The 15,423-nt window shown below is 39.3% G+C and carries 15 protein-coding genes; 9 read left to right on the top strand and 6 right to left on the bottom strand.

The features are described from left to right. The first annotated feature begins 177 nt into the window (after window positions 1-177). Together PH210_RS12525 and PH210_RS12520 are read left to right on the top strand one after the other, a co-directional pair. Window positions 178-1,338, top strand: a complete 1,161-nt coding sequence (locus PH210_RS12525; RefSeq protein WP_289985747.1) for a polysaccharide deacetylase family protein — start codon at window positions 178-180, stop codon at window positions 1,336-1,338. A gap of 87 nt (window positions 1,339-1,425) precedes the next feature. Further along, complete coding sequence (locus PH210_RS12520) at window positions 1,426-2,055, top strand: YitT family protein (protein ID WP_354669983.1); 630 nt, start codon at window positions 1,426-1,428, stop codon at window positions 2,053-2,055. A 10-nt stretch (window positions 2,056-2,065) separates the two neighbouring features. Here PH210_RS12520 and cysC read toward each other — a convergent pair whose 3' ends face one another. From cysC to PH210_RS12495, 5 genes are read right to left on the bottom strand one after another with little or no spacing between them, the layout of a single operon-like run. Continuing rightward, a complete protein-coding gene (gene cysC, locus PH210_RS12515) occupies window positions 2,066-2,662 on the bottom strand; it encodes an adenylyl-sulfate kinase (RefSeq protein WP_289985746.1) in 597 nt (198 codons plus the stop codon). A 12-nt stretch (window positions 2,663-2,674) separates the two neighbouring features. Next, window positions 2,675-3,823: a sulfate adenylyltransferase gene (gene sat, locus PH210_RS12510; protein ID WP_289985744.1), complete on the bottom strand. Its 1,149-nt coding sequence runs from the start codon at window positions 3,821-3,823 to the stop codon at window positions 2,675-2,677. Window positions 3,824-3,843: 20 nt separating this feature from the next. Beyond that, on the bottom strand, window positions 3,844-4,554 hold the full coding sequence (locus tag PH210_RS12505) for a phosphoadenylyl-sulfate reductase (protein ID WP_483312102.1): 711 nt from the start codon (window positions 4,552-4,554) through the stop codon (window positions 3,844-3,846). Window positions 4,555-4,569: 15 nt separating this feature from the next. Further along, window positions 4,570-5,097, bottom strand: coding sequence for a histidine phosphatase family protein (locus tag PH210_RS12500; protein ID WP_289985742.1), 528 nt, complete (start codon window positions 5,095-5,097; stop codon window positions 4,570-4,572). Beyond that, on the bottom strand, window positions 5,082-5,849 hold the full coding sequence (locus PH210_RS12495; protein ID WP_289985741.1) for a phosphosulfolactate synthase: 768 nt from the start codon (window positions 5,847-5,849) through the stop codon (window positions 5,082-5,084). The genes PH210_RS12500 and PH210_RS12495 overlap by 16 nt, the downstream gene beginning before the upstream one ends. A 163-nt stretch (window positions 5,850-6,012) precedes the next feature. Between PH210_RS12495 and PH210_RS12490 the strand changes: the two genes are divergently transcribed. The 6 genes from PH210_RS12490 to PH210_RS12465 all read left to right on the top strand — a co-directional run bounded on the left by PH210_RS12490 (window position 6,013) and on the right by PH210_RS12465 (window position 13,473). After that, window positions 6,013-7,257 (top strand): MFS transporter, encoded by a 1,245-nt coding sequence (locus PH210_RS12490; protein WP_289985739.1) that lies wholly within the window; start codon window positions 6,013-6,015, stop codon window positions 7,255-7,257. Between the two features lie 4 nt (window positions 7,258-7,261). Next, complete coding sequence (locus tag PH210_RS12485; protein WP_483312110.1) at window positions 7,262-7,552, top strand: hypothetical protein; 291 nt, start codon at window positions 7,262-7,264, stop codon at window positions 7,550-7,552. A 117-nt stretch (window positions 7,553-7,669) separates the two neighbouring features. Then, window positions 7,670-8,434 carry a sulfite exporter TauE/SafE family protein gene (locus PH210_RS12480; RefSeq protein ID WP_289985736.1) on the top strand — a complete coding sequence of 255 codons (765 nt, stop codon included), beginning with the start codon at window positions 7,670-7,672 and terminating at the stop codon, window positions 8,432-8,434. Window positions 8,435-8,566: 132 nt separating this feature from the next. After that, the gene (locus PH210_RS12475; RefSeq protein WP_289985734.1) at window positions 8,567-8,839 is read left to right on the top strand and encodes a YqhV family protein; all 273 of its coding nucleotides are present in this window, start codon (window positions 8,567-8,569) and stop codon (window positions 8,837-8,839) included. A 69-nt stretch (window positions 8,840-8,908) separates the two neighbouring features. After that, window positions 8,909-10,054, top strand: a complete 1,146-nt coding sequence (locus tag PH210_RS12470) for a polysaccharide deacetylase family protein (RefSeq protein ID WP_289985733.1) — start codon at window positions 8,909-8,911, stop codon at window positions 10,052-10,054. Window positions 10,055-11,037: 983 nt separating this feature from the next. Beyond that, on the top strand, window positions 11,038-13,473 hold the full coding sequence (locus PH210_RS12465; RefSeq protein ID WP_354669982.1) for a cytochrome P450: 2,436 nt from the start codon (window positions 11,038-11,040) through the stop codon (window positions 13,471-13,473). Window positions 13,474-13,506: 33 nt separating this feature from the next. Here the strand turns inward: PH210_RS12465 and PH210_RS12460 are convergent, their stop codons facing one another. Further along, window positions 13,507-13,935: a MarR family winged helix-turn-helix transcriptional regulator gene (locus PH210_RS12460; RefSeq protein ID WP_289985731.1), complete on the bottom strand. Its 429-nt coding sequence runs from the start codon at window positions 13,933-13,935 to the stop codon at window positions 13,507-13,509. Window positions 13,936-14,132: 197 nt separating this feature from the next. Here PH210_RS12460 and PH210_RS12455 point away from each other — a divergent pair, with 197 nt between their 5' ends. After that, window positions 14,133-15,380, top strand: coding sequence for an MFS transporter (locus PH210_RS12455; protein WP_289985729.1), 1,248 nt, complete (start codon window positions 14,133-14,135; stop codon window positions 15,378-15,380). Window positions 15,381-15,423: the final 43 nt, after the last annotated feature.

Below are 15,423 nucleotides of genomic sequence, written 5' to 3'. Positions count from 1 at the left end.
ATATTTCTACTTTTTAAGATTTTCGGCACCTATGGGCGAATGTCTCATATCGTATAATTAAGGCAGAAATTAGTACTTTTTTCTCAACCATTCCCTTACATATCCCCTATAAAGCTGAACCATTATCAAACCGATTTCTGCTCCCTGTTTATTCAGAAAACAAAGGGGGAATTTATCTTGCCAGAAATCATCATCCTTCTTCTTTTTCTCATCTTTTCAATTTTTCTTGTCTTGGGGGTAGTCTCCCATATCAAACGAACTGCAGGTAAGTGGATTTACTATTGTTTAGCAGCGATAAGTTTTATAGGTGTTCTATACATGTTATTTTTTCAAACTCTGAACATATTTGATCAAGGTAAACCAATTAAATCACCCACCGTTGAGACTCCTGTTGACAGCGGCAAAAATAACGGGCCTGATCCAGTCAAAGAAGATCCACCTGTTAAGGAGAATCCGCCGCCTGAAACTCCAAACGAGGGAAAACCAGATAATCCAACTCCTGAAACACCCGAAAAAATTAATGTACCCCCCGATGAAATTGTGAAGTATGAAGTTGTTAATGGGGATACACTTTACTCCATTGCAACTCGTGCAGAAGTAACAGTGGTAAAAATTAAACAATGGAATAACCTTAAATCCGATGTCATCTATGCAGGCCAGATCTTAAAGCTTTATGGAAAGAATGTAGAGCCACCGCCACCTGTGGAGCCGCCGAAACAAGATCCGCCGCCTGCCACTGCATCATCCGCACTCATCTCTAACGGCAGCCTGCAGAAAAAAGAAATTGCCTTAACCTTTGATGCCGGAAGTGATGCCGCAGGGATTGCGATTTTAGATGTTCTGAAAAAATATAATCTTAAAGCAACCTTTTTCCTTACTGGCAAATGGGTTGAAAAGTATCCAGTCCTTGCAAAAAGAATTGCCGATGAAGGACACGAAATTGGCAACCATTCCTATTCCCATCCTGATGCAGTAAAAACGACTGCAGCTGCTTTTAAGCAGGATATTCTTAAGGCGGATCAGGCGATTAAAAAAGCGACCGGAAAATCCCCGCAGCCCTATTTCCGCTTTCCATTTGGCTCTTACAACCCCGCAGCATTAAAAACTGTCGGGCAGGCTGGTTATCCATACAGCATTCAATGGTCTCTCGATACGATCGACTGGCAGCAGCCATCAACCGAGACGCTCGTTTCAAGAATAAAAGCTGGTGCAAGCAATGGCGATATCATTCTTATGCACATCGGCGGCATCAATACCCCTGAAGCTGTCGACACCGTCATTCCTTGGCTTCAAGCTCAAGGCTACCAATTGGTTACACTAACAGAACTATTAAATTAAAATAGGGCCGGCCTAGCCGGCCCTATTTGCATTTTTTAAAGGGGGGAATCATAAAATGGACAAGGATGGTTTATTGGGGAGGGATTATTGCAGCTGAATATGAAAAAAACACTCTTAACCTATTTTTGTTTACTGTTTGGAGCTACGCTGCAAGGTTTCTCTATGTCTATCTTTTTATTTCCACACTCGATTCCTTCAGGGGGCGCAGCAGGGCTAGCAATATTATTGAATCACTGGTTTCATTTATCACTTGGATTTTCCTTATGGCTGGCTAATATTGTTTTTTTAATGTTTGCCTTAAAATATTTTGGGTTCACCTGGACAATACGAACCATTATTTCGGTTGCAACAACCTCTACAGTTGTCAGCTTCCTAACTTCTCAAGTCCCCTTTCAGCATATAAATTTATTGTTTGATATGATAGGCGGCTCCCTCTTTTTTGGTATTGGCGTAGGTTTGTTGATTCGGGCAGGTGCTTCGAGCGGAGGAATGGTCATTCCGGCTTTAATGATCGCTAACTACAAGAAATGGAGCCCTGGGAAAGTAATGATGGGCATTAATATGATTATTTTTCTTTTAACAGCCCTTGTTATCAATTATAAAATCGTTGTCTTTGCAATTATTTGCCAATTTTTCTCTACCAATATTATTGACTATATCTATCGTTTCAAGTTTCAGAAACTAAGTTTTTTATCTGCCAGCTGGAGAAAAAAGTAGAAGATCCCTACTATAGGATCTTCTTTACCCTTAAATAGGCAATGACTGCCTCTACTGACTGAACAATTGATAGTTTATTCGTTTCAATAATGATTTCTGGATTATCTGGAATTTCATATGGCGATGAGATTCCAGTAAATTCAGGGATTTCACCCTTTCTCGCTTTTACGTATAATCCCTTGGGATCCCTATCCTCGCATATATCAATAGGACATTTAACAAAGATTTCAATAAACTCTTCCGGTTCGAATAACTGGCGAACAAGTTCCCGGTCCCCCTGAAAGGGAGAGATAAATGCCGAAGAAACAATTTGACCGCTATCAACAAAAAGCTTCGCTACTTCCCCAATTCTACGAATATTTTCCTTTCGGTCCTCGGGCCTGAAGCTTAAATCACTGTTCAAGCCATGGCGGATATTGTCTCCATCTAATACATAACTTCGAAAGCCTAGTCCGAATAATGCATGATCTACTGCGTTCGCCAACGTTGATTTCCCGGAACCTGATAAACCGGTAAACCATAAAACACAGCTTTTATGCCCATTTAATAGATGGCGGTCTGTTTTTGTAACAGCGGATTGATGCCAAGTAATGTTGCTATTCCCCATTTAATACACCCTTTAGTTTTTGGTATAAACTTCCTTCATCCCTTGAATCAGTATTTCTACCACCTCAGGGCGGCTGAATTCCTTGGGGGGCTGTTCTCCGTTTTTCAGCATCCCTCTAACCTTTGTACCTGATAAAATAACATGATATTGTCTGTCATGAGGACACGTTTTTTCCGAGGCCATATTTTCGCATTTTTTGCAGTAAAAACTATGTTCAAAAAAGAGCGGTTTAATTCCTAATTCATCTTCAGAAAAGTGGCTGAAGATTTTCTGCGAATCATAGGTTCCATAATAATTTCCTACACCTGCATGATCTCTTCCTACGATAAAATGGGTACAGCCAAAATTCTTCCTGACCAGTGCATGGAAAATAGCTTCTCTTGGTCCGGCATAACGCATGGAAGCTGGGAATACAGATAAAAACACCCTATCTTGTGGGTAATAGTTTTCTAGGAGCACTTGATAGCTTTTCATTCGAATTTCACTTGGGATATCATCCGCCTTTGTCTCCCCGACTAGGGGGTTTAGGAAGAGTCCATCGACAGTCTCCAATGCGGTTTTTTGGATATATTCATGTGCCCGGTGAACAGGATTTCGTGTTTGGAATCCTACTATCGTCTTCCAGCCTAAATCTTGAAATTTCAGCCTTGTTTGAAAAGGGTCTAGATAGTAGGTTGTAAACAATAAATTTTGCGGCCGTTTAATAAGGGTAATAGGACCTCCGACATAAATTTCTGCTCTCTCAAATAGTTTTTTTACACCTGGGTGGTTTATTTCCGTTGTCCGGTAAACCAATTCAGCCTCTAATTTTTTATCCGGTATAAAGATTTCCTCAATACTCATCACACCATAGATCGTACCATCATGAACTAAATTGATCGTATCTCCAGCTTTTATATCCATTGCCTTCTTTTTGTTAATGGCCAGTGTAATCGGAATAGACCAAGGCAATCCATTTGACAATCTCATATTTTTCACAACTGTGTCATAATCCGCTTTTCCCATAAAACCTTCGAGCGGACTATAAGCTCCGTTTGCGATTAATTCCAAATCACTTAATTCTAATTTGTCCAGTTCTATATGGTTAAGCGATAAATCGATCGGGTAATTATAATCTATACGATCGATTAATTTACCGCCATGGGGCACACTTTCACTCACATTTCTTCCTCCCAAAACCTCTATTCTTGATGAAGTCCGCATTCTGTTTTTGCATGATCCGACCAGCGGCCTGATCGGCTGTCAGCTGTATTCTTGATTGCTTTTGTACATGTGGCACAGCCTATACTTGGATAACCTTTATCATGCAATGGATTATAGGGGAGCTTGTTTAAGTGGATATAGGTCATGATATCGTCCCAAGTCCAATGAATAAGGGGGCAAATTTTTATTTTATTGAATTTTTCATCTCTATTAATATAGTTCGTGTGGCTTCTTGTTGGGGATTGCTCTCTTCGTAAACCAGAAATCCATGCTTTCACATCATTTAGGGCATCTCTTAGGGGAACAACTTTCCTCATATGGCAGCAAAGATTGGGGTTATGGTTCCAAAGTTCTTCACCATACCATTTCTCCTGCTGGCTGAGTGTCATAATGGGTTTTTTCAATTTAATTTGTAATGTTGGATAACGCTCTTTAACTTTTTCTATTAATTCGTAAGTCTCGGAAAAATGCAGTCCGGTATCAAGGAAAATAATTTTGGCGTTTTTCTTAACCTTATGGATTAAATCAACTAATACGATCCCCTCGGCTCCAAAGCTGCAGGCATAAACAATTTCATCCCCATATTCCTGGTACGCCCATTTTAAAACGTCTAAAAAGTCTGGATGCTTTTCCAGAATCTCTGCCTCTTTTCGTTTATCCCAATTTTCATATGTCAACATTTCAGGCAAATCCTCTCCTCCCATTCAAAATGTAACGGTAATACATTCATTGTTTTCGATGGTGATTTTATTCATATTGTTTACATGACCATATTGATTATAGGAAATTGCCGCCCTGATCCAAGAACCATGGCCAAATGCTAGAATATTAGAGGATTTTCGATATTTTTCTAAAAACAATACAATTCTTTTCTCTAAATTTTCAATACTTTCACCTAAAACAATTTCCTTTGGGGATTGCCTCCACTTTTCACCGAATTCATTTATCATGTCAGTCTTTGGCACACCTTCATATGCTCCAAAATCTAATTCGTCCAACAAACTTTCTATTTCGTATTTATATCCATAAAGCCTTGCTGTTTGATGAGTGCGCCTTAAGGAACTGGCTAAAACATGAGTAAATGGGGATAGTTTTTCGAGTAGCAATTGATTCTCAGTAATCTCTTTGTTTACGGCCTCTGTAATTTCTGAAATTTCAATATCCTGACGTCCTTGAAGCCAAGTCTTTTTATTCCATTCTGTTGGAAGATGTCTGATTAAGGTAAGTTGCATTCATGTTCCTCCAAAAAAAAGGTTTCACTTCTAAGGCCGCAACGCTGGGCTTCTAGAACTAGTACATCCGTTAATTTTACATTTCCTAAATTAACGTTCGGTCCGATTTCATTTATAAAGTACATTTGGTGTTTAGCAGAAGGCGCCTCAAAAATAATTTTATTATGATCAATATCTCTTAGTAATTCCTGAATTAAATCGGATTTTATGTTTCCGCATTGTTTATATATACCCGATGTTCCTGAATCTCTTCCCTCTGTAATCACATAATCACAGCCGGCTTCTAGCAAAAGCTGCATTTCCTTTCTCCACTCAGAGACTGGCATTTCTTTATGGCAATCCTTTGAACCTACCTCTGAAATCACATGAAAATCCTGTTTAAAAAGAGAAATAAGATAGAGGCGTTCTGCTATTGGAATATCTATGGTCCCATTTGAAATTTCGACCCAGTTCACACCTAAATCATGTAAATATGATTGATACTCTGAGATTTTATTGTGGTAATAGCATTTTTCAAATAAAGTGCCGCCGCAATAAGGAATAATATTAAATTGCTTATACAGCTCTATCTTTTCCTTTATGTTAGGTGTAACTAATGCAGACCCGATTCCAATTTTAGCAATATCAATGTATGGGCTGTAATCAGCTAAAATATTTTTTAATTCACCAATTGGAGTTCCGAAATCGACAACTGAAGTCAATCCGTAGGTCCTTGTTCCGGAAGTCCTTTTTGGCAAGGTTAAAAAACCCATAAGGATGCGCCTCCTCAATTTTTCTAAAATAGATTATTCGGAAATTGGGTGAATGTGTAAATAATGGGCCCATTCCTTATAAAATAGGCATTTGCCTGAATAATCGAAAGCCTCGCATCAAACAATATAATAGCTAATCATTATTGTCAGGGGTGTACACTTAGTGCCGAAGCAAAAACATAAAGGCTTAACGATTCTCGCCATCGGTTCCATTCCACTGATTCTTGTTCTGGGAAACTCGATGCTAATCCCGATTCTTCCAAAAATGAAGGCAGAGCTTGACGTTTCTCAATTTAAGATTAGTTTGATTATTTCTGTATTTTCGTTTGCAGCTGCAATCTCTATTCCTGTTTTGGGTTACTTATCAGATCGTTTTTCAAGGAAGGCTGTAATCATACCCGCGCTCATTTTATATGGAAGCGGCGGTTTTTTAGCAGGGGCTGCAGCCGCATGGTTTTCCAATTCTTATATGTGGATACTTGCTGGAAGAATCATGCAGGGTATAGGCGCCGCTGGAACAGCGCCAATTGCTATGGCCTTAACTGGGGATTTATTTAAAGGCGGAGAACAAAGCAAGGTTTTAGGATTAGTAGAGGCATCAAATGGCTTCGGTAAGGTCATTAGTCCAATTATTGGTTCATTATTAGCACTTCTGTTCTGGTATGCCGTATTTTTTGCCTTTCCGATTTTTTGCCTTATCTCTGTACTATTAACGATCTTTTTTATCAAGGAGAAGAAAAAGGAAAAAGAACCGCCGCCAGTTGGAAAATATATTAAAGGGTTGATTTCCGTATTTAAAACAGAGGGGCGTTGGTTATTTGCCGCCTATTTTACTGGGGCAACCTGCCTATTTGCGCTTTTTGGAATTTTGTTCTATATTTCCGATATTCTTGAAAAGGATCATCATATTGATGGTTTATTAAAAGGAGGTATCCTAGCCATTCCCCTTTTATTTATGACCACCACCTCTTATATAACTGGAAGTAAAATAGGGAAAAAGATGAAATTAATGAAATCGTTAATTATTTTGGGGTTGCTACTAATGACTGCGTCTTTTTCTACCTTGATATTATTTCATAAATTAGTTCCTTTTTTTGCAGTTCTTGTAATAAGCAGTATTGGGACAGGACTTGTTCTCCCATGCATAAATAGCTTTATTACAGGGTCTGTACCAGCTGACCGGAGAGGCTTCGTTACTTCTCTATATGGATCGGTCCGTTTTTTAGGAGTAGCCATCGGTCCGCCAATTTTTAGTAAATTAATGGAGTGGTCACGTACAGGGATGTTTTTGACAACTGCAGGATTAACATTGCTTTGCGGCCTTCTTTGCCTCATTCTAATTCATGTCTCGAAAAAAGAACCTGCAGAAAATAGCGATACATTGTTTGAAAAATTACAGTTTACATAAAGGGATGATCTGCTTGCAAATTTATTTTTCACCAGAGGTGATTACACCTGAATTTCAGGTCCTAAATGTCGTAGATTCAAAAAACAAGGCGGTTGGCAATGTCGCCTTTCTGTTTGATGAAAAAAAGCTGTTCGTTTACGGGATATTGGAAGAAGAAGGGGTTGGTGCAGATTTTAAAGATTTAGTGACTCCTTATTTAAAAGGATTAACGAAAGCAAAACCAAGTCTAGATATTTTCACCTGCTTATATGTTGGATGTAAAAAAATAAAACTGAATGACGAAGAAGAAAATTAGAGGTGACTCAAAATGAAAACTTTGAGTCGCCTCTTTTTTTATTAACAGGACATTTAACCATTTCATATTTTAAAGGTGTAAATTCATCTTGTTATAGATAAATTCGGGGTGTGCCTAATGAGTATTGGTATCATTGTAATGGGTCTTTTAATTGGATTTTTGGTGGGCCTGACCGGTGTTGGAGGTGCCGCGTTACTGACACCTGTATTAATCCTGTTAGGTATAAATCCGGCCATTGCTGTAGGAACCGATCTTGTATATAATTCCATTACCAAACTGTTCGGTTCGATCCAGCATTGGAGGCAAAAGACGATTAACCTCCAGCTTGTGAAATACTTGGCTATAGGCAGTATTCCTAGCGCCATCGCCGCTGTTTCAATCCTTCATCTTTTTGATTCTTTTTTTCACAATCAAGAGCTGGTGATTAAACATGCACTCGGATATGTTTTAATATTAGTAGCCATAACCACACTCTTAAAAACCTTTGCAAAGGATAGATTTGAATTCAATTCATTTCAAATGAAACCTATTCGTGACAAAAGGTTTTTAACCATTGGTATTGGTGTTATTTTAGGATTTATCGTCGGGCTGACTTCCATTGGCTCAGGATCATTATTCGCTTTAGCCATGCTGTACCTTTATAAAATGAGACCCTCTGAACTAGTCGGAACGGATATCGCGCATGCCTTTTTATTAGTCACAGCAGCAGGAATTATGCATGCAGGCATAGGCAATGTCGATTATCTTCTAATGTTTAACCTTCTGCTGGGTTCGATACCAGGTGTCATTTTAGGCAGCACCTTATCAGCCAAATTCCCGGCAAAACCGCTTCGGACGATTATGGCCGTAATCATATTAATCAGTGGGTTTAAACTAATTTGACCTTGAGACAAAAAAACACGGAGAAATTACCGTGTTTTTTCCATTTCCTTCTCTTCCCATCTAAAAACATGTCCTTTTATCAGAAAAATAAACATATAATTTGTTAGAAATGGATAGATACAGGAGGATTTCATGTTTACCTTTATTGAAAAAGCCGTACTGGGCATGGCATTGTTAAGAATTATCTCAGGATGCATTGAGATAAGCGCTGCCATTTTAATGATCAAGTTTAATTCCGTTGAAAAAGCACTTATTGTTAATAGTTCGCTTGCATTAGTCGGACCTCTCATTTTGATTTTAACGACAACAATCGGTACTTTGAGCATTGTTGAAAAAATATCGTATCTAAAGATGTTATGGATTTTCCTAGGTGTCAGTTTCATATTAATAGGTGTAAAATCTTAGAGTCTTTTCTTCCCCATCCGTAAATGGTATGATACTTTTCGAGATTACTATTTTACAAGGATGGTTAATATGTACAAGCTGCTTAAGATTGCCCTTTTTTCCACTTTAGTGCTTTCAGGCTGCAGCCTATCAAAGGCAGACGCAAAGATGCACAAAGCAGAAAAACTAGTTAAACATACAGAGATATCAAAAGAACCTAAGACTAAAGAACCCAAGTCTAATCAGCCAGAAGTGAACAAAATGACAGTCTTCCAGCCAAATGCTGGCATCTCAGTCAGCCCCTTCGCCTATGAATCTGCAAATGCTATGATATCCACAATAGATAGAACAGTAGAAGTATCAGAGATAAACTACCATATTTGGCGTACAGCCGACGGTCCTGCGAGTATGAAATCCTTTATTTCAAATCAAAAAGAAACTAATTTTTCGTATTTATTTAATACCAAGGAATTTTCGGGAAAGCGCGGCGAGTATCAGATAGAGGCATATGGCATTCTCCCTGATGGAACTGAGGAGCTGCTGGCAAAATCGTCCTTAACGTTTCAACAATATGTACCAATTCTGATGTATCACGCGATTGATGAATATAAAGGTGAAGGACTAAAAGAGTTATTCGTCACTCCAACTAATTTCGAAGCTCAAATGCGCTATTTAAAGGATAACGGCTACACCCTTCTCACCTTCGAACGCTGGGATGAAATTAATAAGGTAAATAAACCGATACTTGTTACTTTCGATGATGGCATGAAAAACAATTTAAATGCTTTTCATATCCTACAAGAATTGAAAGACGACACGTTCCAGCCTTCTGCCACGGAATATGTCATCGCCGGCTATATCGACAGCGGGGATTACCGATTATCCTCCGCAGATATAAAGGAAATGGTGAATTCAGGTATATTCTCTATTCAATCCCATACGATGTCCCATGCAGACCTTCCGAAAGTTACAAATTATGAGGAAGAGCTTAACACATCAAAGGAAAAAATAGAACAAATCACGGGCAAACCCGTCATTGCCATCGCTTATCCCTATGGACATTTTAATGATCAAGTTGTAGCGGAAACGAAGAAATATTATCAATTTGCCACTACCACAAAACCAGGGCAATTTATTGAAAAGGGTGCACCAGATGAAATGTTGGTCATGCACCGCGTTCGCATCTCTTACTCTACAACGATTAACCAATTCGCTGCATTAGTTGCACCAAAATAGGAAGCTGGATAGCTTCCCCAGGCTGTCGAAAAATTTTCGGCAGCCTTTTATTTCATTTATACTTTAATAATATCTTTAATAATAAGGGTTTTTAAACTGGTCTGTTGATTTGCGCTCCAGGCGCTTCGCTTTCCGCGGGCGTGCCGGGAAGCCTCCTCGTCGCTTCGCTCCTGCGGGGTCTCCCCTGCCCCGTACTCCCGCAGGAGTCTTCGCGCCTTCCACTCCAATCAACAGAGTGTTTTTCAATGAGAAAAGTGCTTTATAAATTTTGAAAGAAAAAAATTGAGCGAAGCTTTGCAGATTGGAAAAACTGCAAGACTTCGCTACTGCCGGTTAAGGAGAAAAATAAAAGTAAACGAATAGGCCTTACTGACTATGCCTACCTAAAGTACAAAAAAGTTGCAACGCATTTAGCCAGGTAAGAAAAAGTGTGTTGCAAAAACTTTGTATGTTCTACCTCCCAGTTGATTGGAGCGGAGGGCACCCGACTCCTGCGGGACATAGAGGTCACTTGAGACCCCGCAGGCGCCAAAGCGCCGAGGAGGCTCAAGGACCTCCCCGCGGAAAGCGAGTGCCCGGAGAGGAAATCAACAGGCCAGATAGCACAGACAATCAATTCATAAAAAATTGTCTTGAAAAATTACAAATTTCGCATTAGATATTCTGCCAAAATAATAATTCGCTCTCCGAAGTATTGGAAAAGGACAAAATTAACGAAATAAAATAACACAAATTAAATCGACATGTATTTCTATCTTTTTCTTAGATTGTTTATTTTGTAACCGTTTACAGTCATTCGAACCTTATTATCAAAACATCGGACGATGCCAAAAGTAAGAGTTTTGTCGAAATTTATCTAAATCTTTAATTTTCTGACATCTTATATTACAAACACATACGTGTTATAATCTATGTAAATATTATTTTAATATTATAAATTTTTAAATTGGTTAAATGACAGGAAGGAAGGTCCATAAAAAGACATGGTAACTAATGAGAACGCTGTAATTCCGCAGCCTAAAACGTACGGCCCGCTTGGTAACCTCCCACAACTTGATTTACAAAAACCAACACAATCGATTATGAAACTAAGCTATGAATACGGTCCAATTTTTAAACTGAAATTTCCAACAGGGACTGGTATATTTATTTCTTCTGCTGAATTAGTTGAAGATGCATCCGATGAGTCTCGTTTTGATAAGCTTGTCAATGCCCCATTGCAAAAAGTACGATCCTTTTCCGGTGACGGCCTTTTTACGAGCTGGACCAAGGAGGAAAATTGGAAGAAAGCTCATAATATTCTCCTTCCAAGCTTTAGTCAAAGTGCCATGAAAGGGTACCATTCGATGATGGTGGATATTGCAGTCCAGCTCATCCAAAAATGGGCCAGGTTAAATTCTGACGAGAGTATCGATGTTTCTGAAGATATGACCCGTCTGACGTTAGATACGATTGGCTTATGCGGATTCAATTATCGTTTTAACAGCTTTTACCGTGAAAAACCACACCGTTTTATTAAGAGTATGAGCCGTGCTCTAGATGAAGCAATGAATCAAAGCAATCGTCTTGGCTTACATGATAAATTAATGGTAAAGAAAAAACAGCAGTTCAATCGTGATATTCAATACATGTTTTCCTTAGTTGATCAAATCATTGAAGAACGTAAATCGAGTGAAGATCATGACGCGGAAGACCTGCTATCAAGGATGCTTAACAGCGCGGATCCAGTAACAGGTGAAAAGTTAAGTGACGAAAATATCCGCTATCAAATTATTACATTTTTAATTGCCGGACATGAAACAACAAGCGGATTACTTTCCTTTACCTTGTATTTTCTAATGAAACATCCTGAAATCTTGGAAAAGGCATACCATGAGGTAGACCGAGTACTAACTGGTACTGTTCCAACATATCAGCAAGTTCGCAGTTTGAAATACATTCGCATGATTTTAAATGAGTCCTTAAGATTATGGCCTACAGCACCGCTCTTCTCTCTTTATGCAAAAGAAGACACGATGCTGGCAGGGAAATATCCCCTTAAGAAACGGGATGTTGTCAATGTATTTAACCTGAAACTACATCGCGATACATCAGCATGGGGAGAAGATGTTGAGGAATTCAGACCAGAAAGATTTGAAGATCCAAAAGCCGTCCCTCACCATGCCTATAAACCTTTCGGTAACGGCCAACGGGCATGTATTGGACAACAATTTGCGATGCACGAAGCTACGTTATTAATTGGGATGATTTTAAAGCACTTTCAGCTGGTCGACCATACCAATTATCAATTGTCCGTTAAAGAAACATTGACACTTAAGCCAGACGGATTAACGATGCAGGTTCGTCCGCGTGAATCCCAAAGTGCTGCTGCCATATTCCTAAATGAGACCAGTGAAGGTATGACTAAACCAAAGATGGATTTAGCTCCGGTTAATCAATCCGTTATTGGTTTGCACAATACCCCTTTTCTTGTCCTATATGGTTCAAATATGGGTACAGCAGAAGGGATTGCCAAGGATTTGGCGGTAACAGCTCGTTTCAAAGGTTTCCAAAGTGAGGCTGCTCCGCTCGATGGATATGTCGGCTCCCTGCCTAAAGAAGGTTTAGTAGTAATTGTTTCCTCTTCCTATAATGGCAACCCGCCAAAAAATGCCCGCAAATTTGTGAAGTGGCTTAAAGAAGAAGAAGAAACAAGCTTAAATGGAGTTCGTTATGCTGTTTTTGGATGCGGTGACACCAATTGGGCAAGCACCTATCAAAGTATACCGAATTTTATAGATGAAAAGCTGGCTGAAAAAGGAGCCACTAGATTAGTACCAAAGGGGCAAGGCGACGCCAGCAGCGATTTTGAAAAGCAGTTCGAGGATTGGCATGAACAATTTTGGCCAAATGTCATCGAGGCATTGGGTATAGATTTCAATGAAGAGCCTGATCAGTCTATCAATGGATTAACAGTACAATTTTTAAATGGGGATTCCCAGCCTGAAGAAAAGGTTAATTTTGGGAAGAATGTCCATATTGAAGAACTTCCGCATAATACGGCAGGACTAGTGGAACGTGCTCTTTTTCGTTATGGTTTGGAAGGTAATGATCAATTGGTTTTAACAGGGATGGAACATGATGCCACACATCTTCCATTAGATTTACCTGTTCGTGCCTGGGATTTACTAAGCTTTAGTGTTGACCTCGAGGAGACTGTTACACATGAACAACTACAGGAACTTGCTTCCTTTACAGTATGTCCCCCACATAAAAGAGAATTAAATGCACTTCTTAATGAGGATTCATACAAAGTCCATGTGGTTGATAAAGGCATTTCAATGCTTTCCTTATTAGAAAAATATCCGGCATGTGAGCTTCCTTTTGAAAGATTTATTGAGCTTTTATCGCCCTTAAAAATTCGCAAGCTAACAAAATGAAATTAGAGGTGACCAATGTCGGTCACCTCTTTTTTATTCATTTATTGCGGATTGATTATATTTTTTTAATAGTATAGCAAATGTCTCGCGTTCTTCTTCAGTCCAAGTTCTAGTAACTTTAGCCACTCTGTTCTTTCTCGTCTTTTTATCCTCTTTGAATTCCTCTAATCCTTTTTCCGTTATCTGAAGTGAATATGCCCTTCCATCTGTTTCATCAGGAATTCTGAACAAATAACCTTTATGTTCCAATGCAGCAGCTTGCCTGCTTACAGTTGAAACATCTAATTGAAATTCAGCAGCTAATGATTTTACCCCCGCTGGACCATTTGTCACAATTTGATGTAGTAACAGATAAGCCGACCGATCAAGATGGCCAACTTTTTTATGAGAAGACGCATGTATTACACGCCGTATAAGAATGGATAATTCTATCTCAAGTGTTTCCAACGATTCTTCATACATTCATTAACTACCTCACCGTAAACTTATTTCTATAAAATATGATAGCATACTCGAAAAATGTTTTGTAATAACAGAGAGAGCCAATTTTACATAAAGGCAATTGACGTTTTAAAAAATAGTTGTATAATACAATTAGATAGTTTCATTATACAACTACATTTTAAAAATTTAAAGGGGTTTAAAGGGGAGAATTAGGAATGTCGTCAACAACATCGCAATCTGCTACAGCAGATTCAACCAAGATACTTTCAACAGCAAAGGCGGAATCCAGCCTCCTAAAACAGCCTAAGGCTGTATGGGCTGTATTTTTCGCTTGTATCATTGCCTTTATGGGACTAGGTCTTGTAGACCCCATCCTTCCAGCAATCGCGGAGAAGCTGCATGCATCACAAAGTCAGGTAACCCTGCTATTCACCAGCTATAATGCCGTGATGGCAGTGGCTATGCTTATCACTGGGATGATTTCGTCCAGACTTGGAATTAAATGGACACTCATGGCAGGTATCGTTATCATTGCTGTTTTTTCTGCGTTAGGCGGTTCTTCAAATGGTATATGGGCACTTGTTGGACTTCGTGGAGGATGGGGCTTAGGTAATGCTTTGTTTGTGGCAACTGCTTTGGCAGCTATTGTGTCGCTCTCAAATAGCGGAACTGCTAAAGCGATTATCCTTTATGAGGCAGCTATTGGACTTGGAATCTCTGTCGGTCCCCTTCTAGGAGGCTGGTTAGGCGCCATGTCATGGAGAGGCCCTTTCCTTGGTGTCGCATCGTTAATGGTCATTGCCTTCTTTGGTTTATTAATCTTAATGCCAAAAGCTGCATCACAAAGTACAGTGAAAACTAAAACATCCTTGGCCGATCCGTTTAGAGCCTTGAAGCATCGTTCATTGCTTGTTTTCGGTATTGCTGCAGCCTTATATAACTTTGGATTTTTCACATTATTAGCCTTTGCACCATTCGTTATGGGCTTAGATGAACATGGATTAGGCTATGTTTTCTTAGGCTGGGGAATTTTATTAGCTGTTACTTCGGTTTTCATGGCACCAAAATTACAGGCTCGCTTTGGCACCATTAAATCAATGTGTGCAATGTTAACTTTGTTTGCCCTTGTTTTAGTTGCAATGGGTATTTGGACTTCAACACAATGGGTAATTATTGCAGCAGTTATCGTGGCGGGGGCTTTATTAGGTAATAATAACACTCTCATTACGACTGCTGTTATGAACGCGGCCCCTGTAGAGCGGTCAACTGCATCTGCGGCATACAGCTTTTTACGTTTTATCGGCGGTGCGATTGCTCCTTATACAGCTGGAAAGCTAGCCGAGATTTATAACCCATCCGTCCCTTTTATTGTGGGAGCTGGATTTGTATTAGTTTCTGTGCTGTTTATCTGGTTTAATGGCAAGCATATTAAACATGTGGATGATATTGGGGCTGGGCATTAATACGACGAAAGGATCTGCTATAGGGCAGGTCCTTTTTTCAATA

The sequence above is a fragment of the Paenibacillus sp. BSR1-1 genome (assembly GCF_030403775.1).
Lineage (GTDB): Bacteria > Bacillota > Bacilli > Bacillales > Cytobacillaceae > Neobacillus.
Note: the sequence above shows the minus strand (reverse complement) of the source record. Positions and strands in the feature narration are given on the sequence as shown.

Excerpts from the sequence above, each read along its gene's own strand:
- cysC (WP_289985746.1), bottom strand. The coding sequence starts at position 2,662 with ATGGGGAATAGCAACATTACTTGGCATCAATCCGCTGTTACAAAAACA.
- PH210_RS12500 (WP_289985742.1), bottom strand. The coding sequence starts at position 5,097 with ATGCAACTTACCTTAATCAGACATCTTCCAACAGAATGGAATAAAAAG.
- PH210_RS12495 (WP_289985741.1), bottom strand. The coding sequence starts at position 5,849 with ATGGGTTTTTTAACCTTGCCAAAAAGGACTTCCGGAACAAGGACCTAC.
- PH210_RS12485 (WP_483312110.1), top strand. The coding sequence starts at position 7,262 with ATGATCTGCTTGCAAATTTATTTTTCACCAGAGGTGATTACACCTGAA.
- PH210_RS12480 (WP_289985736.1), top strand. The coding sequence starts at position 7,670 with ATGAGTATTGGTATCATTGTAATGGGTCTTTTAATTGGATTTTTGGTG.
- PH210_RS12475 (WP_289985734.1), top strand. The coding sequence starts at position 8,567 with ATGTTTACCTTTATTGAAAAAGCCGTACTGGGCATGGCATTGTTAAGA.
- PH210_RS12470 (WP_289985733.1), top strand. The coding sequence starts at position 8,909 with ATGTACAAGCTGCTTAAGATTGCCCTTTTTTCCACTTTAGTGCTTTCA.
- PH210_RS12465 (WP_354669982.1), top strand. The coding sequence starts at position 11,038 with ATGGTAACTAATGAGAACGCTGTAATTCCGCAGCCTAAAACGTACGGC.
- PH210_RS12460 (WP_289985731.1), bottom strand. The coding sequence starts at position 13,935 with ATGTATGAAGAATCGTTGGAAACACTTGAGATAGAATTATCCATTCTT.
- PH210_RS12455 (WP_289985729.1), top strand. The coding sequence starts at position 14,133 with ATGTCGTCAACAACATCGCAATCTGCTACAGCAGATTCAACCAAGATA.